This window comes from Paenibacillus sp. N22P23 (genome assembly GCF_059383735.1).
The window spans coordinates 372,550-393,568 of the sequence record NZ_JBXENT010000004.1 but is presented as its reverse complement, the minus strand read 5'-3'; the positions used below and the strand labels follow the sequence as shown (position 1 = coordinate 393,568).

Genomic DNA, 21,019 nt, shown 5'->3' with positions numbered 1-21,019 from the left:
CACAAAACTCCCTCCAACCCCGCCTTAACTAATGAAAGCAATCAGGGAGGGCGACAATAATGAATAATACCTATAATACAGCCGTGATCGGCGGCGGATTGGCCGGGTTAATTGCAGCGATAAAAGTGGCGCAGAGCGGCAAATCAGTTCTACTAGTGGAGAAACAGAATCGTCTTGGAGGCCGCGCCATAACGAACCATCACAATGGCGTATATCTCAACCTAGGCGGGCATGCACTTTATAAGGCTGGCCGTGCAAATAGTGTTTTGCAAGAGCTCGGTATTCGTGCGGAGGGCGGGAAGCCATCCACCAAAATGAATGCGATCTGGAACAATCAGCTCGTCCCAATGGGGGCGGATCCGATTGGCATGCTGAAGACGAAGCTGCTCACATGGTCCAGCAAAATGCAGCTGATGCGGCTGATGATCAAATTAACTCGTCTGCATACGGACAACATTCCAGCATCCAGCATTCGGGAGTGGGCCGAACGTGAAGTACAAGATCCGATGGTAAGGCATGTTTTCTATGCGCTGTGCAGGACAGCGACGTATGCGTTTGACCCGGATCATCAATTGGCATCGCCGGCTCTGGGACAAATTCAGCGGTCGCTCAAAGGCGTCATCTATTTGCATAAAGGCTGGCAGACGATCGTGGAGCAACTGCGGGCGAAGGCGCAGCAGCTAGAGGTGCGCATCGAATCAGGCAAGTCGGTCAAGGCAATCACGCATAAGGAAGGCAAGGTTACAGGACTTGTGCTATCAGATGGGCAGTCATTTTCCACCTCAAACGTGATCAGCACAGCCTCCCCTTCGGAAACGTATAAGCTTGTGCCCGGCGCAGAAGCTACTGTATTAAAGCAATGGAAATCAGAGGCTGTCGCTTCCATGGCTGCCTGCCTGGACATCGGACTGAAGAAGCTGCCGGTCAAAGAACATGAATTTGCGCTCGGTCTGGATCAGCCGATCTTCTTCTCGAATCATTCGGCACATGCCACGATGAGCGATAACGGTGCGGTTGTTGTCCATTTGATCAAATATAACGGCCCTGGTGAGAGCGATCCGAAGGCGGATGAGCAGCAGCTTATCCATACGATGAACTGGCTGCAGCCGGGCTGGGAGGATGAAGTTGTAGCGAAGCAATTCCTCCCTAATATTACGGTTACGCAAGGTTATCCGCGTATCGGTCAGAAGTCTGGCAGCATTGGGCCGGCCGTTCCCGAAATTCAAGGGCTATATGTCGCAGGAGACTGGGCCAGTCATGGCGAATTGCTTGCTGACGCATCGGCCGCAAGCGCCGTCAGAGCCGCGGAGGCAATCGCGCATTCACCTGGTTTGGCAGCAAGCGGATCGGCACGTGCTGCTGTGAGGTAACAACATGGAGGTGTGCGAACATGAATGTGGAATCAAGCGATTCTAACAACGAAGCTTCAACAGAGGCGGATTATACCACCTACCGGCCGCTCCTGTTTTCATTAGCCTACCGGATGCTGGGCAGCATGATGGATGCGGAGGACGTGGTGCAGGAGGCATTTCTGTACATGAGTATGAAGAATCCGGAGCATGTTAGCAGCATGAAGGCCTATTTATGCAAAATCGTCACGAACCGCTGCATCGATCTGCTGCGTTCGACTCGCAAGCAGCGAGAAGTCTACGTGGGGCCGTGGCTGCCGGAACCGCTTGTCCGAGATGCATCGCAATCGTCCGCAGAGCCGGATGACCGGTATCTGCAGAAGGAATCGATATCTACGGCATACTTGCTTCTGCTGCAGCAGCTATCTTGGGTGGAGCGTGCTGTATTTCTGCTGCGAGAGGTACTGCAGTACGAGTATGACGAGATTGCAGAGATCGTGGGCAAGAGCAGCACGAATTGCCGCCAAATTTTCCGCAGGGCCAAAGTTGCGATTGCCAGAATGCCGGAGGAGCAAGATGACGAGCTGAAGTTATCCCTTCAAGTAACTCCAATCGCACAGATGCCAGCAAAGCAGCCCGTCTTAGAGAAATCTTCAACGATCGTAGAGCAGTTCGTGCAAGCACTCATGACCGGCAATATGGGGCAATTGCTCAGCGTTGTCCGAACGGATGCGGTTCTCTACTCGGATGGCGGAGGCAAGGTGAAAGCGGCGGTTCGTCCGATTCTGGGCGCCGAGCGCATCGCGGCATTCTTCTTCGGACTGCTTGCTAAGCTGCCGCAAGATTATACCTATACCTTGTCCGAGGTGAACGGAGAAACCGGCATTGTCGGATACGATGGTCATGGACAGCCGAATAACGTGCATACCTTTGAGATCATAGATGATCAAATCTCATCGGTCTATGTTGTCGTCAACCCCGATAAACTCAAACATATCGCGGCTGCGTCGGAACGGTAGCCCGCCGCCTGGTGTAGCCCAAACCATTACCGCCTTCTCTTGGTAATTCTGGATTCAATGGCTGCTACGAGTTGGTACATGAGCGTAGCGAAGGCTGCGATAATAAATAAGCTCGCGAGGACAAGTGTGAAATTAAACACCTGAAAGCCATAAATGATTAAATAGCCGAGCCCTTCCTTGGCTACTAGAAATTCGCCTACAATAACCCCGACCCAAGCCAAGCCGACGTTCACTTTGAGCGTTGACACGATAGCTGGGAAGGAAGCGGGAAGAATGACTTTGCTGTATGATTGCGTTTTTGTCGCGCCGAATACCTTCACTACTTTCACATAGTTGGCGTCAACCTCATGGAAGGCGTTATAGATGACGAGAGTCGTGATGATAACGGTAATCGAAAGAATGGTTGCGATGATGGAGAGAATACCAGAGCCAAGCGCCACGATGAATAGAGGTCCAAGTGCTACCTTAGGTAAGGAGTTCAGCACGACAAGATATGGATCGAGTACGCGGGCCAGAAAAGGACTCCACCAGATGATCGTTGCAATCAGTAGGCCGCATAACGTGCCTAGTGCAAAACCAGCCGCTGTTTCCGCTACTGTAACACCGATATGAGGCAGCAGCGAGCCATCCATTGCTTTCGTATATAGCAGGTTGATGATTTTGCTGGGATAACTGAACAGGAAGACGTCGATCAACCGAGCTCTTCCCGCATACTCCCATGAGCCGAGGAAGAGGGCAAGCAGCAATACCTGAGTGATATGAACAATGAGCTTTTCTTTGTTTCTTGCTCGTTTGAATGCCTTATAAATGAGCTGCGGATCGACATTGCTCCGCGGTTCTTTGTTTTGTTCTGTACCAGATTGTTCTGTCTTCGATTGTTCTGTCTTCGATTGGTCTATCTTCGACTGTTCGGTCTCCGACGGATCGTTCCCCATGGGTGTCATCTCCTTTTCTCCAACGATTCGAACTCCTTCCGGACGATCCGAAACCACTCCTGAAAGCCGTCTTGCTCACGCGCTTCAGTAGGTGTGATTTCTGCCAAATAAGCAGGGATGATAATTTCGCTCTTGATTCGTCCCGGATTAGGTGCAAGCACAATCACTCTGTCACTCATGGCGATCGCCTCGGCGATATCGTGGGTAACGAGCAGCGAGGTTTTGCGCCTAGCCTTAAGCGTTTGGGAGATCAAGTTCTCGAGCTGCAGCTTCGTCTGGAAGTCGAGCGAAGAGAACGGTTCATCCAAGAACAAAATATCCGGTTCTGTAGCCAGCGTACGCGCAAGCGCTGCCCGCTGCCGCATTCCGCCTGACAGCTCACCGGGATATTTGCCCGCAGACTGGCCGAGTCCCAGCTCTTCGAGCAGATGAAGCGCGAATTCTTTCTTCTCGCGTGTCAGCTTGCCCATGATTTCCAGGCCGATCGTCACGTTCTCGCGAATCGTCCGCCACGGAAACAGAAAGTCCTGCTGGAGCATATAACCGATCTTCGACGACGGGCCTCTGACGGATTGCCCGAGTATGGAAACCGCTCCTTCGGTTGGCGGAATTAAGCCTGCGATGATGGATAGCAGCGTTGTTTTGCCGCAGCCGCTAGGACCGACGAGGGAGACAAATTCGCCGCTGTTAATCGTTAATGCAATCTGATCCAGAGCAAGCGTTGCTCCTTTCTCATTGACATACACATGCGTAACATCCTTTACTTCCACGACAGGAATCACAGCAGTCACTCCTTCCATACGCCTGAAGAGGCCGCACGCAGGCGGCCTATCCTTCAAGCGCTCGTTACTTCACATTCTTGATCGCGTCTTCTGCGAACGTATTGTTAACCAGTTTGCCGTATTCTGCCGGACCATCCAGCTCGCCGGCTGATTTCATAACATCCTGAAGATTGGCCCACTCGGTTTCGTCAATGATGGGGTCAGTAGCATAGGAACCTTGATCTTTGTACCGTTTCACAACGCCGCGGATCAGCTCAATGTCCGTGTCCGGGAAGAATGGCGCGACGGCATCAGCAATTTCATTTACACTATGCTCTTGCACCCACTTTTGCCCTTTATGGACCGCATTCGTAAATTTCTGAACCGTGCCCGGATTGTCGTCGATATAGCTTTGTTTGGTCATAAACACGGTATAAGGCAGATGGCCGCTCTCCGTACCGAACGATGCCACGACATAACCTTTACCTTGCTGCTCGATCATCGTAGCCGATGGTTCGAAGAGCTGGACGTAGTCGCCCGTACCTGATGTGAATGCCGGAACGATGTTGGCAAATTCAACATTTTGAATGAGCTCCAGATCCTTCTGTGGATCGATTCCGTGTTTCTTGAGCGTAAATTCGCCAGCCATTTGCGGCATGCCGCCTTTGCGCTGACCAAGGAATTTCGACCCCTTCAGCATGTTCCAATCGAAATTGTCGACCTTGGAACGGGAGATGAGGAAGGTCCCGTCGGTTTGCGTTAATTGGGCGAAATTAATGACCGGATCTTCTGAGCCCTGGAGGGATACATAAATGGATGTTTCTGACCCAACCAGCGCCACATCAATGTTGTTGCTTAACAGTGCCGTCATCGTTTTATCTCCGCCCGGCGTTGTGGTCAATTCTACGTCCAGACCTTCGTCTTTGAAAAATCCATTCGTAATCGCGACATACTGCGGTGCATAGAAAATAGAACGTGTTACTTCGCCAATTCGAACCTTAGTCGGTTCCGACTTCTTCCCACCGCAGCCTGCCAGCAGAAGCGCTAAGCTGATTACGATGAAGGAAAGTCTCATCATGTTTTTCTTCAAGTAAACCCCTCCATAGACTTTCTGCAATACACGCCGGGGGCAGCCTGCCGTGCAGAAAAAATAAGTATGTTCACATGCTATGCAGAGGCCCAGAAACGGTGCGTATTAATGGGAATGATTGGGTTGTTTATGGAAGGGATTGCACGGTTACTGTCGAATTATGGGATATATGGTGACATCATTTTGAGGGGATGAATGAATAATGAGAAGTCCAAATCAAGCCTGGAGCATATCGATACTCGTTGGGGCAGCGATGGTCCTTCTGGCAGCCGTAATACAAACACCGGTTAGCGCAGCAGCAGCTGCAACTGCCCAGACATCGCAGAAGAGTTCACCGCCAATCGGGGTGGTCATCGATGGCAAGCCGCTCCATTTATCTGCAGCAGTCCCGCTGATGTACAAGGGCAACTTGATGCTGCCGATGAAATCGATACTTGATGCGCTTGGTGTAAAGGTTGTAGTGCAGCTGGGAAGAATCGATATGACTCGCGGATCGACAAAATGGAGTGCGCGCGTGAACGACACGATGCTTCAAACAGCCAGTCAGAACATTCGACTAAGTCAGGCGCCGATTATAATGAATGGACGCATATACGTCTCGGCAAGGCTGGTTTCGATTGTAAGTGGAAAGAACGTGAACTACGACACGAAGCAGCAGAAATTTGTTATCGGGTATAGCGAAGCCGATTTGAAAATCTACCAGCGGACGCTGTTTGAAGCTGCAATGAGCGGAGATGCCGAGACGATCGAGCGGATGCTGGATCGAGGCGTCGACCCGAATCTGAAGCTGGTCAGCATGTTCGGAGATAATGTACCACTTGAATATACGGTGATGAAAAGCAGTACAGAGGGGACGCGAGCGCTGCTTGCGCATGGCGCAGATGTCAAACTGTCTTCGAGGGATTTGGTTTCGGAGGCGATTTTAAACCAAAATGCCGAGCTGCTAGACTTGTTATTAGCGCAAGGTTATGACGTGAATAAAACGAACCGAGATGGATATTCCTACTTGGATTCGGCATCAGGCGTAATCGGCAGGTCAAGCAATGAGAGCGTGTATGTGAATCAATATCCGAAAGTAGAGATTGTGCAGACGCTGCTTGCGCATGGTGCTGATCCAGGCCTCGATAACTCCCTGTATGCAGCCATTCAGTGGTCCAGCTACCCGATTGTTCAGCTGTTACTTAAGGCAGGCGCCGATCCGTACAAAGAAAATCTGCATCACGATACCCCCTATCGTATGGCTGTCTCTCGCGGCACGACTAAGTGGTTAACCATTCAAGATAAACAGCCAGTTATTCCAGAGCTGCGCATCGTAGATGCACAAGGTGTGACGGTAGAGAGCGGTACACTTTTCATTCAGTCCGCTGAAGGCAAATACGATCTAGACCGCTGGGTTAACTGGGAAGGACTCGCAGCATATGTGGAGGTACCTGACGGACTCTATACGATTGTAAGTGCTAGGAGTTACCGCACGACCAGTGTGCTGAATAAGCCGATTCGAGTGCGGAATGGCCAATTCGAGAGCGCTACACTGCAGCTGCAGAAAGCCAATGTGACCGGAACCGCTAAATTCGAGGATGCAGCCGTTAATCGGTCGGGCCAGCTGAACATTTATAATGACCGTGGCAGCTACATCTGCGACGTCAATCTGAACAATGGAAAATTCGAGCTTTTCCTGCCGCCGGGAACGTACAGTTTCGGCCAATATTTTGACTTTACAGGCAGTACCTATGCGGCTAAAGGAACGATAACCGTCCCGGCGGAAGGTTCAATCACAGTCAATCCGACCGTGACTGCGAGCAAGTACGTGTATCCACAAGGTTAAGCCCCCACTAAATAACGAGGCTAAGTGGCTTGCATGAGCTCTATCTTATTTCCCTCTGGATCATGAATGGCAGCAATGGTTCCCCAGTGGAATTTATAAACATCAACACGTACGTCGCGATCCCGGAGCTCTTGTACAGATTGATCGAAATCATAGACATCCAGGCGCAAGACGGTCGGATTTTGATCTCGCATTTTGGGGGTAGCCGAAGAGAAGCCATTATCCTCAATCATGAGGTAGCTGCTTCCAAAATCTAATTTGGCCAGATTCTCCTTCTGCTCCCGAATGCGCAAGCCTAATTTGTCGACGTAGAACGCTAGTGCCGTTTCGTAATTTTCCATAAATACAATGATGCCGGATTCTTTGAGTTGCATAGAGACACCTCCGAAATTGTCGTCACTTCTATGAACTAAACATACAGCAATGTTTAATAAGCGGCTATTTGGTAATATTGATCGATCGCATAACTTCTAGTAATATTCAATCGAAAATGGAGATGCCTATGAAAATATTCGCTGTGAGGCACGGTCAAACCGAATGGAATGTAGAGCGGCGCATATGCGGGATCACGGACATTCCCTTAACGAATCAAGGCCTAGAACAAGCGAGAACGTTGGCCGCGAGCGTAGCAGATGCAAAGATTGATCTCATTATTGCGTCTCCGCTCATTAGAGCAAGACAAACCGCTGAGATCCTTTCCGGCGCAATGGGGAAAGCTTATGTCGTGGATAATAGGCTTACGGAGCAAAACTATGGAAGATACGAAGGTGTTTTGCGAGATAATGCCGATTTCCTTGAAGCCAAGAAACATTTCCCAAGTAAGCTTTCAGGCGGAGAATCCCTATTACAGGTGGGACAGCGCGTCTATAATCTAATTGATGAAATCGTAGAGAAGCACAAGGGCCTGCACGTACTGCTAGTCACTCATGGCGGTATCTGCAGAGTAATCCATGCATATTTCCATGAACAATCAAACGAGGAGTACTATAATTTCCACACAGGCAATTGTGAGCTTAGAGCATACGAAGTGAAAGTGAGCAAAGTCTAGCCTTTGTGAGGTGCTGCAGGTGAAAGCAGGCAAACTGGTCGGTAGGGGCAACACAGCGGATGTATATGAGTGGGGCGAGCATGAGGTCATTAAACTCTTTCATCATGCCCATGAAGCCCCGAATGAAGCAAAGAATGCAGCGATTATTTCCCGGCTGGCTATACGGACACCACGGTTCGGTGGACTTATAGAGTATGAAGGCCGCTCCGGTATCTTATATGAGCGAATCAACGCTCCTTCCATGCTGAGCAGAATTGAGCCCAATCGTGAGAGCATTACCCATTATGCGAGATTGATGGCGGAGCTTCACTATCAGCTTCATGAATTGAAGGTTGATTTTACCCCAAATCTGAAGCATGAGATGATGAACCATACGATGGCAGCATCTGAGATTACGGAACAACAGAAGGATCAAATTATGGCGGTGCTTCGGCAATTGCCCGATAGACGGGCAGTATGTCACTATGATTTTCACCCGGGTAACATTCTCATGGCAGCGGACGGACCCGTCATTATCGACTGGATGAATGTCTTAATCGGCGATCCAATCGCGGATGTGAGCCGAACTTTGATGATGTTAGCATCGCATGCCTTACCGCCGGATGCGCCTAGTTGGCTGCATGACGGGAGGAAGCTTTTTCACGATGTATATCGGGATGTATACATAGCTTTAAGTGGAGCCAAGACAGCGGAGTTGGAGGCGTGGAAGCTTCCGACATTAGCCGTTCGTATTCATGAAATGGTTGGCAAGGAACAAGAAGAAATCATTGGACTGCTGCAAGAAGCATTGAAGGAATAAATTCAACCACGAAGAGGGGCTGAACAACATACTGCGGCCGCGTTATCTAGTATTTCCAATTCTCATTCTCACCGGAGGACTGTGCTGGTATTGCAACTCACCCAAATCCGCGGAGGAATCGATCATCAAGCTGTCGAGCGATATCCAAACGATCTATTATGACGATTTGAACGATGGTGTTGTGAAGCATACTCCAAACAATAAAAAAATGTAAAGATGCAAAAAGGGTATTCCATTATTCAGAAATGATGGTAAATTAGGTATATGGATTTCTGGTATCGATACCAGAAATGGAGCATACAACGTTACACGATGACTAACGATGAAACGCGGAGGTAGATATGAAGCATTCAATGTTTAGCGGAAGTATCAGCCGGGATGCTCTGGAGGGCTATCTATCCAGGGCGGTTACGGCCGCAGATTTGGTCAACAGTGCTACATTAGACGATGACTTGAGGATGATCAAGAACATCGGGGCTAAGTTTCTAGGACGGGCTTCAGGCGTATGGCTGCTGGAAGCTGATGACGATGAGCATTTCCGGAAGTCTGGAACGCTTGCTGAGCGTGTACACGAAGTCGACCCGGATATTATGCTGCAGACATGCATTTTCGAAGCGGTTTTTAGGGATGTAGAGAAGATTGAAGTACCGGATTGGGTGTTCCATGCCTTTCAATTACCAGCCCAAGATCGGACATTCCGATTTACGGACATGTTGTTTGACGGGAATCCGAAGGGATACGTCTGGGAAGACGACGGAGGCATTCCGAACATCGATAAGCTGGAGACGCAGCTTTGGTTCTATTACAGGGCGGCGAGATATATCGATGCCGGATATGAAGCGATCCATATGGGACAGATTCACCTCTATACTGCGGATGATACGGGGCTAAAGAAAACAATCGCTTTGTTCCAAATGATACGGAACTATGCAAGAGAACATGCGAGACGCGGTATTGTTTTGCTAGATGCGCATACACACGGAGTGAATATCAACGGCAAGCTTCTATTTGATTTCCATTCCATGCCTTATACTCGGATGCCAATCCTTGATAGGTCCGGAGAGAAGCTTGCACTGGTGCTGGAGGGATTCAGCGAAGGCGGCTTGACGCCAAGCGGCTGGAGCTGCGATGCATTGCCGATGCTTATGGAGCTCGATAATTGGGGCGGTCAATTCTTTCATGAAAGCGATAACATTCCGACTGAACGCAGGGCATGGATGGAATGGTGGGGCTACGATCAGATTGCCTGGTTTGCTTCACAGGATGAAGAGAGCCGCAATCGGTTTCTTGAATACGCCTTCAAATGGACGGCCGTCAACAATGTAAATGCCTATTTCCAGATGCCGATTCGAAGAGGACTGGGCAGCTGCCATGTTCCGATGACGGACAGGGGAGCGGGAGCAGCGACCTCCAATTGTTATCAGGCCAATCGTGCAGGCGAAGGCTGTCCGCTTGGATTTGGACAAGAAGAGACGATTAAATGGTTGTGGCAATCGGAACTTGATCTTCGGCACAGAGCAGGCAACCCGCTGCCTAATACCCCTTATGGTGCAGATAACGATTATGACCCGGAGACAGGCATCAAGCTCCCAGCTAGAGTCATCTTGTATGGAAGCTTTCAGCATCATGTAGGCGCGATCAATCATGATTCCAACAGCGAGACGACACGGATGTATTACATCGGGAATGGTATCTATCGTCGTACCTTTGTGTTACCTTTCCGAGGCTCGTACCAATATGCAGTGGCACCGTATGGAACGTTGTCTCAGACCTATTCCATCGACAATTACCCGCGCAGCGGATCGTCGACGAAAGCGACGCTGGATATTGAGCGGGATAACACGGTTGTTGAATTTGTCTTTGATTTCATGAATCGCAATCTGACCACTACGATCATCGAAGGCTTATAGAGCAATACAAAATGAACAGATTTCGACAAAAATAGCGGTTGTGAGATACAGCCTAATTTCGTACAATAAGTTAAGCGCTTAATCTACTGTGGAATAGTAAGAAAAGCGTTAATTTTATACCATGAGGTATAGCGCTTAACCTACTTAATCTAAGGAGGAATAAAGCATAATGAAAACGGTTCGGCTTACGATGGCACAAGCGCTTCTGCGATTTCTGGATCAGCAATACCTGTCGGTGGACGGCGAGGAAACCAAGTTCGTAAAGGGCATTATGGGCATCTTCGGTCACGGTAACGTAACTGGGATCGGGGAAGCGTTGGAGCATAGCGCCGGCGAGCTGGTCTACATACAAGGAAAGAACGAGCAGGGCATGGTTCATGCCGCAGCTGCATTCGCGAAGCAAAGCAATCGTAAACAGATTTATGCCTGTACGTCCTCAATCGGACCGGGTGCTTTGAATATGATTACGGCGGCTGCAACGGCAACGGTAAATCGCATCCCTGTGCTGCTGCTGCCAGGCGACAATTTTGCCAGCAGACAGCCGGATCCGGTGCTGCAGCAGCTTGAAGTTGTAAGCGATTACACCATCTCCGCGAATGAACCTTTTAAGTCGGTTAGCAAATTTTGGGACCGGATCGTAAGACCGGAGCAATTGATGACGGCTGCGGTGCAGGCGATGCGCGTATTGACGGATCCGGCAGAGACCGGTGCAGTCACGCTGGCACTGCCGCAGGATGTGCAGGCAGAGGCATACGATTATCCGGTACATTTCTTTGACCGTAAGGTGCATTATTTGGATCGTCGTCCTCCGGTGCCGGATGCGATCAAGCGCGCGGTGAAGCTCATGGCAGGCAAGAAGAAACCACTGCTCATCGCCGGCGGCGGGATACTGTATGCCTCTGCATCGAGCGAGCTTGCTGCATTCGCCGAGGCTTTCCATATCCCGGTTGCCGAAACGCAAGCAGGGAAAAGCTCCTTGCCTTGGAACCATCCCCTGAATGTAGGTGCCATTGGGGTTACGGGTGCGCTAGCCGCAAACAAACTTGCACAGGAAGCCGATCTCATCATTGGCGTAGGCACGAGATATTCCGATTTCACAACGGCGTCCAAATCGGCATTCGGCAATCCGGATGTGCAGTTTATCAATGTGAACGTCAGCGGATTCGATTCCTCGAAGCTGAACGGGGTAGCGATTACGGCGGATGCCAAAGAAGGCCTAATCGCGCTGCAAGCTGCACTCGGAGATATTCGTTATCAGAGTGAATATGATCTGCAGGATATCAAGGCGATGAAGCAAACGTGGGATGACGAAGTCGATCGGCTCTTTGCCATAGAGCATGAACTTGGTTTGGCGCAGACTCGGGCACTAGGCATCATCCAAGAGACAATCGCATCCAATTCGGTTATCGTATGCGCGGCGGGAAGTCTGCCTGGTGATCTACACCGGGTTTGGCGTCCGGTAGAGCCCAAAACCTATCATATGGAATATGGTTTCTCCTGCATGGGCTATGAGATCGCCGGAGCATTTGGCGTCGCGCTGGCAGAACCGCACCGCGAGGTCTATGCGATTGTGGGAGATGGCGGCTACCTGATGCTTCACTCCGAGCTGGTAACCAGTCTGCAGGAAGGTCGCAAAATCACAATATTGCTGTTCGACAATCATGGGTTTCAGTGTATCCACAATTTGCAGAAAAGCCAGGGCAGCGGCGGCTTCGGGAATGAGTTCCGTTACCGCTCTGCGGAGACAGGCAAGCTGACCGGTGCTTATATGCCCATTGATTTCACGGCTCACGCGCGCAGTCTTGGCGCGAAAGCCTACAAGGCGAGCAACGAGCAAGAATTGAAGGAAGCGCTGCAGCTCGCGAAGCAAGAAACGGTTACGACGCTTATCGAGATTCCTGTCGTACCGGGCACGAACACAGGAGGCTACGAGTCCTGGTGGAACGTCGCCGTTCCCGAAGTTTCAGGAAGCGATAACGTTGTCAAAGCAGGCAAAGAGATGAATGCCAAAATCAGGTCAATCCAACTCCTATAAGAGAGGGGCCATAAGCCTATGACAAGCTTGCCATTCCGATTAGGTATCCATCCAATCAATTGGGTGGGAGAGGATGTAAAGGAACACGGTGACGATACTTCGTTCGAACGGATCGTGGATGACATCGTCGCGCTTGGTTTAACAGGGACGGAGATGGGGCGCAAGTTTCCTAGCGATCCAGAGGTACTGAAGAATGAGCTGTCACGAAGAGGCATCAGCTTGACGTCGCAGTGGAAGTCGGTGTTGTTCTCCGACCCGGCGTATCGCGAAGAAGAACTGAACGCCTATCGTTTGCATGTGGCGTTCTTGAAAGACATGGGAAGCACAGTGATCAGCACCTGCGAGGCGGGAGGTTCATTGCACTTCGATCCGAGGCGTTCTCCGAATGAGAAGGAGGTGCAGCGTTTAAGCGATGAGCAGTGGACATCTTTGGCCGAGGGACTTAATGCTGCAGGCGCCATCGCCAAGGAGCATGGACTGAAATTGACCTATCATCATCACGGTGGAACGGTTGTGGAGTGGCCGGAAGAGATCGATCGCCTCATGGAGCTGACCGATCCGGAGCTCGTTTACCTGCTCTTTGACACTGGTCATGCCTATTATGGGGGAGCAGATCCGCTGTCTGTTCTGCAGAAGCATTACGACCGGATAGCTTATGTTCATCTGAAGGATATCCGGCCTCAAGTATTGGAGGAAGCAAGAGCTGAGCAGGCGGACTTCATCACTTGCATTCGTAAAGGTGTGTTCACGGTACCCGGTGATGGCTGCATTGATTTTGGCCCGATTCTATCTGAACTGGTAAGACGTAATTATAAGGGATGGGCTTTGCTTGAGGGGGAACAAGATCCCGCGCTGCATCCGGCCTATGAATATGCAAGGAATGCGCTTCAGTACATCGATGCTCTGATTTCGGAAGAAAGAAGGTAATCTACGCTATGACCTATGTTTCCTTCAAGGCAGATAGAGCCTATGATTTCACGGCGATTGGACGTCTCTGCATCGATTTGAACGCCAATGAGATCAATCGCCCGATGGAAGAGACGATGACATTCACCAAATATGTCGGCGGCTCTCCGGCCAACATTGCAATCGGGATGGCAAGACTCGGACGCCAAACGGCATTTATCGGTAAGATCGCAAATGATCAAATGGGGCGATTTATCCTCGATTATTTGCAGCGAACCGGCATAGGGACGGAGAACGTCGTGACCGATCGATCCGGTGCGGTGACCGGACTTGCTTTTACAGAGATTAAGAGTCCTGCCGATTGCAGCATTCTCATGTATCGTGACAACGTGGCTGATCTGCTGCTAGAGGCAGGGGAAATCAGTGAGGAATTGATCGCGCAGTCGAAGATGCTATTGATCTCAGGCACGGCCTTAGCGAAGAGTCCTTCGCGGGAAGCGGTGTTCCAAGCGCTGGAGTACGCGAAGAAACACGGAACCGTTATTGCATTCGATCTGGATTACCGCCCTTATACATGGACTTCCAAACAGGAAACAGCCGCTTACTATAATCTGGCCGCAGCGTATTGCGATATCATCTTAGGTACGCGCGAGGAGTTCGACATGATGGAAGTGTTCGAGCAAAATCCGGAGCACAGCGACAGCGTAACCGCATCCAAGTGGTTCGACTACAACGCGAAGATCGTTATTATCAAACATGGCAAAGAGGGCTCCATCGCTTATACTGCGGACAACAAGAGTCATAGAGCGAAGAGCTTTCCGGCAAAGGTCATCAAAACCTTCGGCGCAGGTGATTCTTATGCCGCCGGTTTCTTGCATGGGATCATGCAAGGCTGGACGCTGGAGCAGTGCATGGAATTCGGCAGCGCGGCTGCCTGTATCGTCATTTCGAGCCATAGCTGCTCCGATGCCATGCCAACGGAGAGTCAAGTGCTCCATTATATCGAGGATTGCAATAACGGCAAAATAACGGCCTCATAGTCGCCGCTGATAGACTGTTGATCACGAAAGGGGAATTCGAATATGAGTCAAGTGTTGAACAACTGGATTGGCGGCAATTGGGTCCCTGCTTCTACCTCTGCCGCGCACGAGAACGTCTATAACCCGGCAACGGAAGAAGTGTTGGCGCTCGTTCCGCTATCGACGAAAGAAGATGTTGACCTTGCTGTTAGAACGGCTAAAGAAGCTTTCGTGGCATGGAGCAAGACGCCGGTACCGCGCCGAGCACGGATTTTATTTAAATATCAGCAGCTCTTGGTCGACAACTGGGAAGCACTCGCCAGGCTTGTCACACTTGAGAACGGCAAAAGCTACAGCGAAGCTTACGGCGAGGTACAGCGCGGCATCGAATGCGTTGAATTCGCCGCAGGAGCACCGACGCTGATGATGGGCAAACAGCTGCCTGACATCGCATCCAACCTCGAATCCGGCATGTACCGCTATCCGGTCGGCGTGGTTGCCGGCATTACGCCTTTTAACTTTCCGATGATGGTGCCTTGCTGGATGTTCCCGCTTGCTATTGCCTGTGGAAATACATTTGTCATGAAACCTTCGGAGCGTACGCCGCTTCTGGCGAACCGTCTCGCGGAGCTGTTCCAGGAAGCGGGATTACCGGATGGCGTACTCAATATTGTTCATGGCGCGCATGAGGTCGTGAATGGAATACTCGAGCATCCGGATGTAACGGCTGTGTCGTTCGTCGGCTCCCAGCCGGTAGCTGAATATGTGTACAAAACGGCATCCGCAAACGGGAAGCGGGTTCAAGCGCTTGCCGGAGCGAAGAACCATTCGATCGTGATGCCGGACGCCGATCTGGAGCTGACCGTCAAAGAGATTGTCAATGCGGCATTCGGCTCCGCCGGCGAGCGCTGCATGGCTTGCTCCGTCGTAGTAGCCGTTGGAGAAGTAGCGGACACGCTAGTGAATAAACTGGTAGAAGCAGCGGATCGCATTACGATCGGGAATGGCATGGAAGAAGGGACTTTCCTCGGACCTGTTATTCGCGGACCGCATAAAGAACGCACATTGAAGTACATTGAGCTTGGCGAATCAGAAGGCGCGCTCTTAGTTCGGGACGGACGCAAGGATGCGGCTTCAACGGGTGGAGGTTATTTTGTCGGACCGACGCTATTCGATGAGGTGAAGTGCGGGATGAAAATTTGGGAAGATGAGATTTTCGCGCCGGTTCTGTCTATTGTGCGTGCGGAAACGCTGGAGGAAGCCATCGAGGTGGCCAATCGTTCGGATTTCGCCAATGGCGCATGTTTGTTTACGAAGAGTGGTGCCAACGTTCGCCAGTTCCGTGAAACAATCGATGCCGGCATGCTGGGCGTGAATCTCGGCGTCCCTGCTCCGATGGCGTTCTTCCCGTTCTCCGGTTGGAAGAAGTCGTTTTACGGCGACTTGCACGCGAACGGCAGCGACGGTGTAGAGTTCTATACGCGCAAGAAAATGATCACTACACGCTGGTAAGAGGAGGCATTTCGATATGGCGAAGGGGAAAATCAAGATCGGCATCATCGGAGCAGGCCGAATCGGCAAAATACATGCCGATAATCTGCTGCGAATGCCCCAAGTGGAAGTCATCGCAGTGAGCGATTTATTCGCAGGTCCTGAGCTTGAGGAATGGGCGGCGCTGCGAGATATCCCGCTCGTAATGAAGGACAGCGGCGCAATTATTGCCCATCCGGACATCGATGCCGTATTCATCTGCTCCTCGACGGACACGCATGTGCCTCTTATTAAGCAAGCTGCACTGGCAGGCAAACATATCTTCTGCGAGAAACCGGTCAGTATGGACATCAGACAGACCCTTGAAGCTGTAGAGACCGCGAAGCAGGCAGGCGTAAAGCTGCAAATCGGGTTTAACCGGCGTTTCGACCATAACTTCAAGCGGATTAGCGAGCATGTGCAGAGCGGCACGATCGGAACCCCGCACATTGTCAAAATCACTTCGCGTGACCCAAACCCGCCGCATAAAGACTATATTCGGGTATCCGGCGGTATTTTCATGGATATGATGATCCATGATTTCGATATGGCACGTTTCGTGACCGGCAGCGAAATCGAAGAGGTGTCCGCACATGGCGGCGTGTTGATTGACCCGGTATTCGCGGAATATGGCGATGTCGATACGGCGATCGTAACGCTGAGATTCGCTTGCGGAGCGCTAGGCGTCATCGATAACAGCCGTCAAGCGGTATACGGCTACGATCAACGGGTAGAGGTATTTGGCTCCAAAGGAGCGGTAGCCGTGACGAATGATTATCCGAATTCCGCGGAAATCAGTACGGCTGAAGGCGTGTTCCGCGATAAGCCGCTGCATTTCTTCCTGGAGCGGTACCAAGAGGCTTATCGAGCAGAGACGCGGATCTTTATCGATTGCATCCGCGAGGATCAGCCTGTTCCGGTCAGCGGTTCCGACGGGCTGCAAGCGGAGCTGACGGCGCTGGCTGCCAAGTTATCGCTCTTGCTGCAGCGTCCCGTTAAAGTAGCGGAAGCGATGGAGCTCGCGGAGCAGCATGCTGTCTTTATCTAGGAGGGGAGAAAGGCGACGATGTCGAACTTAATTATTACGCCGGCTGATCATCCGAATCACGAAGGCCGTTTAATGAGCATTACGCCGGAGTCGGCAGGCTGGAAGTACGTCGGATTTCAAGTGATAAGGCTGGAAGCAGGTCAAGTTTATCGCTGTGATACCGGTGATCGGGAAGTTTGCCTAGTCCTGCTCAGCGGGAAAGCGGATGTGAAAACAAGGTCGCAAGAATGGCTTGAGATCGGAAGCCGGATGAGCGTTTTCGAACGAACGACTCCCTACTCCGTCTATATACCGAATGACGATGAATACGAGATTCGCGCAGTAACGGAGCTCGAAGTGGCCATTTGCTCCGCTCCCGGCCACGGCAATTATGAAGCGCGGCTGATCAAGCCGGAGCAAGTCGGTGTGGAAACACGCGGTTATGGCAATTTGGAGCGCCAAATTCACAATATTTTGCCTGAGCAGCAGACGGCTGACAGCCTGCTTGTTGTTGAGGTGTTCACGCCTAACGGACATTGGTCCAGCTATCCGCCGCATAAGCATGACCAAGATGCGCTGCCGGCGGAGTCGCTGCTGGAGGAAACCTATTATTTCCGGATTCAGCAGGAGAGAGGGTTTGCGATCCAGCGTGTTTACACGGACGATCGTTCCTTGGATGAGACGCTGGTCGTCAAGGATGGGCAAGCGGTTCTTGTACCGAAAGGCTATCATCCGGTATCTGCGCCGCCGGGCTATGATTGTTATTATTTGAATGTAATGGCCGGTCCGGTTCGCACGTGGAAGTTCCATAACGATCCGGACCATGAATGGATCATGGTCAACCCGAACCCGAATCGCTAATTAACGGTAAGCGGCATAGAAGCAGGAGGAGTTACAAGAGTGAAAGCAACGATTTACGACGTAGCACGAGAAGCCGGCGTTTCCATTGCGGCCGTCTCCCAAGTCATCAACGGGAAAGGGAAAATCAGCGAAGAGCGCCGCGCTTCCATTATCAGCGTTATGGAACAGCTGAATTATAAGCCGAGCCTCATCGCTTCCGCATTGACCGGTAAGAAAACGTATACGCTGGGGCTGCTCATTCCGGATATCTCCAACCCCTTCTTCGCCGAAATCGCCCGGGCTGTGGAAGACCAGGGAGATGTTCATGGCTATAGCCTGGTGATCTGCAGCACGGATAATAAAGACGAGCGGGTCGAGCGTTACTTGAATTTGCTTCAACAGAAGAGTGTTGACGGCATCATTATCGGCACAGGGATCGATAGCGGGGAGCTGCTGGATAAGCTGCTCAAGAAATCCATCCCGTTCGCGCTGATTGCGAGGGAAATGCCGGGTCATGATCTCGCTACTGTCGTCGTAGACGATTACGAAGGCGGCCGAATGGCGGCTCGCCATTTGCTCGGTTTAGGGCATACTCGAATGGCCGTTCTTGCTGAGCACCCGAAAGTAATCAGCTCGCGGGAGCGGATTCGCGGCTTCCAAGACGAAGTCGTCGAAGCGGGCTTGTCGATCCCGGAGTATATGGTGAAAATGAGCGACCGCGATCTGGTTAACGATGGCAGGCGCAGCGCATCAGAGCTGCTTCGTTATGCGGATCGCCCTACTGCCGTGTTCTGCTGCAACGATCTGCTTGCCATCGGCGCACTGCAAGCAGCGAAGGAGATAGGCGTTCACGTACCGGAGGAACTGTCGATTGTCGGCTTCGACAATACGATATTGGCATCGGTTACCGATCCGTCATTGACGACGATTTCGCAGCCGACGGAGCAGATGGGACAGCTTGCGGTAGACCTGGTTCTGAGTAAGAACCATGCAGGGAAACCGGGAGAAACGAAGCGTATCATGCTGAAGCCGGAGCTTGTTATTCGGCAATCGACGGGGAGGCCGATCTCGTTCTAAGCGATTAGGTCGTCCGGACTTATGTATAGTGTTAAATATTTAGTCGCAGCCCCATACAAGGGGCTTTAGACTCGGCTTTCTGGTATCGCTACCAGGCCTAACCGCATAGTTGCACAAGGAGGGCATGATCAAAAATGAAGTTCATGGAAATCAATGGTGTTCGTCTATCCCGGCTCATCATGGGAAGCGGCGACTTAAGCAAGCTGAATGGAACGGACATGTTGGACACCTATGTTGCCGCAGGCGGAACGACAATCGATACGGCTCATCAATATAGACGTGCCGAGTCGATCATCGGGCAATGGATGACGGAGAAGGGAAACCGCAGCCAAATGGTCATTATGACCAAAGGTGCTCACCACAACGACGGCAGCCCCGGGCCTCGCGTGAATGCGGAAGCAATACGCAAGGATTTGTTCGAAAGCCTTGATCGATTGGAAACGAATTATATCGATTTGTATGCACTTCATCGAGACGAACCGGGAACGCCAGTCGGGCCGATTATGGAGGAGCTTAATCTGCATCTGAGCGAAGGCAGGGTACGGGCAATCGGCGCTTCTAATTGGACCCATCATCGCATACAGGAAGCTAATGACTATGCGAAAGCGCATGGTTTGTCCGGTTTCATGTTCAGCAGTACGAATCTCGCGCTGGCAGTTTCGAACGAGCCGAGATGGGAAGGCTGCGTGTCGGCGGATGAACAGGCCTGCCAGTGGCATGAACGTCATCAATTGCCTCTGCTTGCATGGTCTGCTCAAGCAGGCGGTTTCTTTACAGGACTCTTTTCGCCGGAAGATCGGTCGAATGCGGAAATGGTTCGCGTTTATTATAACGAGGACAACTGGAAGCGCTATGAGAGAGCGAAGAAGCTGGCCGCAAGCAAAGGTGTCACTGCGCTGCATATTGCCCTTTCATTTGTGCTGAATCGACCATTTCCAACCGGCGCCATTATCGGCCCGCGCAGCGATGCGGAGCTGATGGATTCCGTGAAAGCGATGGAAATTGAACTCACAGAGGCAGAGCAGGAATGGCTGGATCTGAAACGAGAGGAGCTCGCGGTATGAGAGAGAAGCTGGCAGCTCAGCTGTACACGCTCCGGAATGAGTTGAAGAAGGACTTCCCCGGCACGCTTCGCGAGCTGAAGAAGATGGGTTGGCATGCCGTGCAAATCGACGGCTTACATGGAAATGATCCACGCGAAATTGCGTCGGTCATGAATGAGCTTGGTCTGCAAACCGCCGGGATGCATGTCGGCCTTGAACGTATGAAGCATGATTTGCCGGCCGTATTGGAAGAAGCGAGATTGTTTAAGACAAGAGATTTCATCTGTCACTCGCTGCCGGACGAACTTATGAATCCAGATGGTTATCGAAGCGTACGGGAAGCGCTGCGGCAAGTTGCAAATCAAGTAACTGCGATGGGCTTCAGGGCCGGCTACCATAACCATGACTTTGAATTCCATACATCCATGAATGGTCAGTACGCGCTGGACTACGTGCTGGAGCTTGATCCGGAGAGTCCGGTATACGCGGAAATCGATACGTATTGGGTGAAGAAAGCGAATGTGGATCCTCTCACGTACATCCAACAATTTGCTGGCCGCATGCCTATTCTCCACTTGAAAGACATGACTGCAGACGAGCGTTGTTATTTTGCTGAAGTTGGCAGCGGAATTATAGACTTTGTCCCTATTATTCGGTGGGGAGAAGCCAGTGGCGTAGAGTGGTATGCCGTTGAGCAGGATTACTGTCCGGGCAGCCCGATGGACAGCCTGGCATTAAGCTTGGAGAATTTGCTTCGAATGGAGCCGGAAATCAAACGGGCCATGAACAAACAATCGTAGTCGAGC

The 21,019-nt window shown here is 51.3% G+C and carries 19 protein-coding genes; 15 read left to right on the top strand and 4 right to left on the bottom strand.

The window, feature by feature from the left end; translation table 11 throughout:
- The first annotated feature begins 59 nt into the window (after positions 1–59).
- Together AC506A_RS19845 and AC506A_RS19840 are read left to right on the top strand one after the other, a co-directional pair.
- Positions 60–1,370, top strand: coding sequence for a phytoene desaturase family protein (locus tag AC506A_RS19845; RefSeq protein WP_495462734.1), 1,311 nt, complete (start codon positions 60–62; stop codon positions 1,368–1,370).
- Between the two features lie 20 nt (positions 1,371–1,390).
- Entirely contained in the window at positions 1,391–2,368 is a 978-nt protein-coding gene (locus AC506A_RS19840; protein ID WP_495462733.1) for an RNA polymerase sigma-70 factor, read from the top strand.
- 26 nt (positions 2,369–2,394) lie between these two features.
- Here AC506A_RS19840 and AC506A_RS19835 read toward each other — a convergent pair whose 3' ends face one another.
- The 3 genes from AC506A_RS19835 to AC506A_RS19825 all read right to left on the bottom strand — a co-directional run bounded on the left by AC506A_RS19835 (position 2,395) and on the right by AC506A_RS19825 (position 5,142).
- Positions 2,395–3,303 (bottom strand): ABC transporter permease, encoded by a 909-nt coding sequence (locus tag AC506A_RS19835; RefSeq protein ID WP_495462732.1) that lies wholly within the window; start codon positions 3,301–3,303, stop codon positions 2,395–2,397.
- A 5-nt stretch (positions 3,304–3,308) separates the two neighbouring features.
- Complete coding sequence (locus AC506A_RS19830; protein WP_495462731.1) at positions 3,309–4,085, bottom strand: ABC transporter ATP-binding protein; 777 nt, start codon at positions 4,083–4,085, stop codon at positions 3,309–3,311.
- 64 nt (positions 4,086–4,149) lie between these two features.
- Complete coding sequence (locus tag AC506A_RS19825; protein WP_495462839.1) at positions 4,150–5,142, bottom strand: ABC transporter substrate-binding protein; 993 nt, start codon at positions 5,140–5,142, stop codon at positions 4,150–4,152.
- A 214-nt stretch (positions 5,143–5,356) separates the two neighbouring features.
- Here AC506A_RS19825 and AC506A_RS19820 point away from each other — a divergent pair, with 214 nt between their 5' ends.
- Positions 5,357–6,979, top strand: coding sequence for a stalk domain-containing protein (locus AC506A_RS19820; protein WP_495462730.1), 1,623 nt, complete (start codon positions 5,357–5,359; stop codon positions 6,977–6,979).
- A gap of 20 nt (positions 6,980–6,999) precedes the next feature.
- On the opposite strand, the gene AC506A_RS19815 is transcribed toward AC506A_RS19820, so the two are convergent.
- The gene (locus AC506A_RS19815) at positions 7,000–7,353 is read right to left on the bottom strand and encodes a VOC family protein (protein WP_495462729.1); all 354 of its coding nucleotides are present in this window, start codon (positions 7,351–7,353) and stop codon (positions 7,000–7,002) included.
- Positions 7,354–7,481: 128 nt separating this feature from the next.
- Between AC506A_RS19815 and AC506A_RS19810 the strand changes: the two genes are divergently transcribed.
- The 12 genes from AC506A_RS19810 (at position 7,482) to AC506A_RS19755 (ending at position 21,013) form a co-directional block, all read left to right on the top strand.
- Entirely contained in the window at positions 7,482–8,027 is a 546-nt protein-coding gene (locus AC506A_RS19810) for a histidine phosphatase family protein (RefSeq protein ID WP_495462728.1), read from the top strand.
- Positions 8,028–8,046: 19 nt separating this feature from the next.
- Positions 8,047–8,826 carry a phosphotransferase family protein gene (locus AC506A_RS19805; protein WP_495462727.1) on the top strand — a complete coding sequence of 260 codons (780 nt, stop codon included), beginning with the start codon at positions 8,047–8,049 and terminating at the stop codon, positions 8,824–8,826.
- Between the two features lie 341 nt (positions 8,827–9,167).
- The gene (locus AC506A_RS19800) at positions 9,168–10,736 is read left to right on the top strand and encodes a pullulanase X25 domain-containing protein (RefSeq protein WP_495462726.1); all 1,569 of its coding nucleotides are present in this window, start codon (positions 9,168–9,170) and stop codon (positions 10,734–10,736) included.
- A 169-nt stretch (positions 10,737–10,905) separates the two neighbouring features.
- Positions 10,906–12,771 (top strand): 3D-(3,5/4)-trihydroxycyclohexane-1,2-dione acylhydrolase (decyclizing), encoded by a 1,866-nt coding sequence (iolD, locus tag AC506A_RS19795; protein WP_495462725.1) that lies wholly within the window; start codon positions 10,906–10,908, stop codon positions 12,769–12,771.
- 18 nt (positions 12,772–12,789) lie between these two features.
- On the top strand, positions 12,790–13,698 hold the full coding sequence (iolE, locus tag AC506A_RS19790; RefSeq protein ID WP_495462724.1) for a myo-inosose-2 dehydratase: 909 nt from the start codon (positions 12,790–12,792) through the stop codon (positions 13,696–13,698).
- Between the two features lie 8 nt (positions 13,699–13,706).
- Positions 13,707–14,717: a 5-dehydro-2-deoxygluconokinase gene (gene iolC / locus AC506A_RS19785; protein ID WP_495462723.1), complete on the top strand. Its 1,011-nt coding sequence runs from the start codon at positions 13,707–13,709 to the stop codon at positions 14,715–14,717.
- A 42-nt stretch (positions 14,718–14,759) separates the two neighbouring features.
- Complete coding sequence (locus AC506A_RS19780; RefSeq protein WP_495462722.1) at positions 14,760–16,208, top strand: CoA-acylating methylmalonate-semialdehyde dehydrogenase; 1,449 nt, start codon at positions 14,760–14,762, stop codon at positions 16,206–16,208.
- A gap of 16 nt (positions 16,209–16,224) precedes the next feature.
- Positions 16,225–17,274: an inositol 2-dehydrogenase gene (gene iolG, locus AC506A_RS19775; RefSeq protein WP_495462721.1), complete on the top strand. Its 1,050-nt coding sequence runs from the start codon at positions 16,225–16,227 to the stop codon at positions 17,272–17,274.
- An 18-nt stretch (positions 17,275–17,292) separates the two neighbouring features.
- Positions 17,293–18,114 (top strand): 5-deoxy-glucuronate isomerase, encoded by an 822-nt coding sequence (gene iolB, locus AC506A_RS19770; protein ID WP_495462720.1) that lies wholly within the window; start codon positions 17,293–17,295, stop codon positions 18,112–18,114.
- A gap of 39 nt (positions 18,115–18,153) precedes the next feature.
- Positions 18,154–19,170: a LacI family DNA-binding transcriptional regulator gene (locus AC506A_RS19765; RefSeq protein ID WP_495462719.1), complete on the top strand. Its 1,017-nt coding sequence runs from the start codon at positions 18,154–18,156 to the stop codon at positions 19,168–19,170.
- 134 nt (positions 19,171–19,304) lie between these two features.
- Positions 19,305–20,234, top strand: a complete 930-nt coding sequence (locus AC506A_RS19760) for an aldo/keto reductase (protein WP_495462718.1) — start codon at positions 19,305–19,307, stop codon at positions 20,232–20,234.
- The gene (locus AC506A_RS19755; protein ID WP_495462717.1) at positions 20,231–21,013 is read left to right on the top strand and encodes a sugar phosphate isomerase/epimerase family protein; all 783 of its coding nucleotides are present in this window, start codon (positions 20,231–20,233) and stop codon (positions 21,011–21,013) included. Before AC506A_RS19760 ends, AC506A_RS19755 begins: the two co-directional genes overlap by 4 nt.
- Positions 21,014–21,019: the final 6 nt, after the last annotated feature.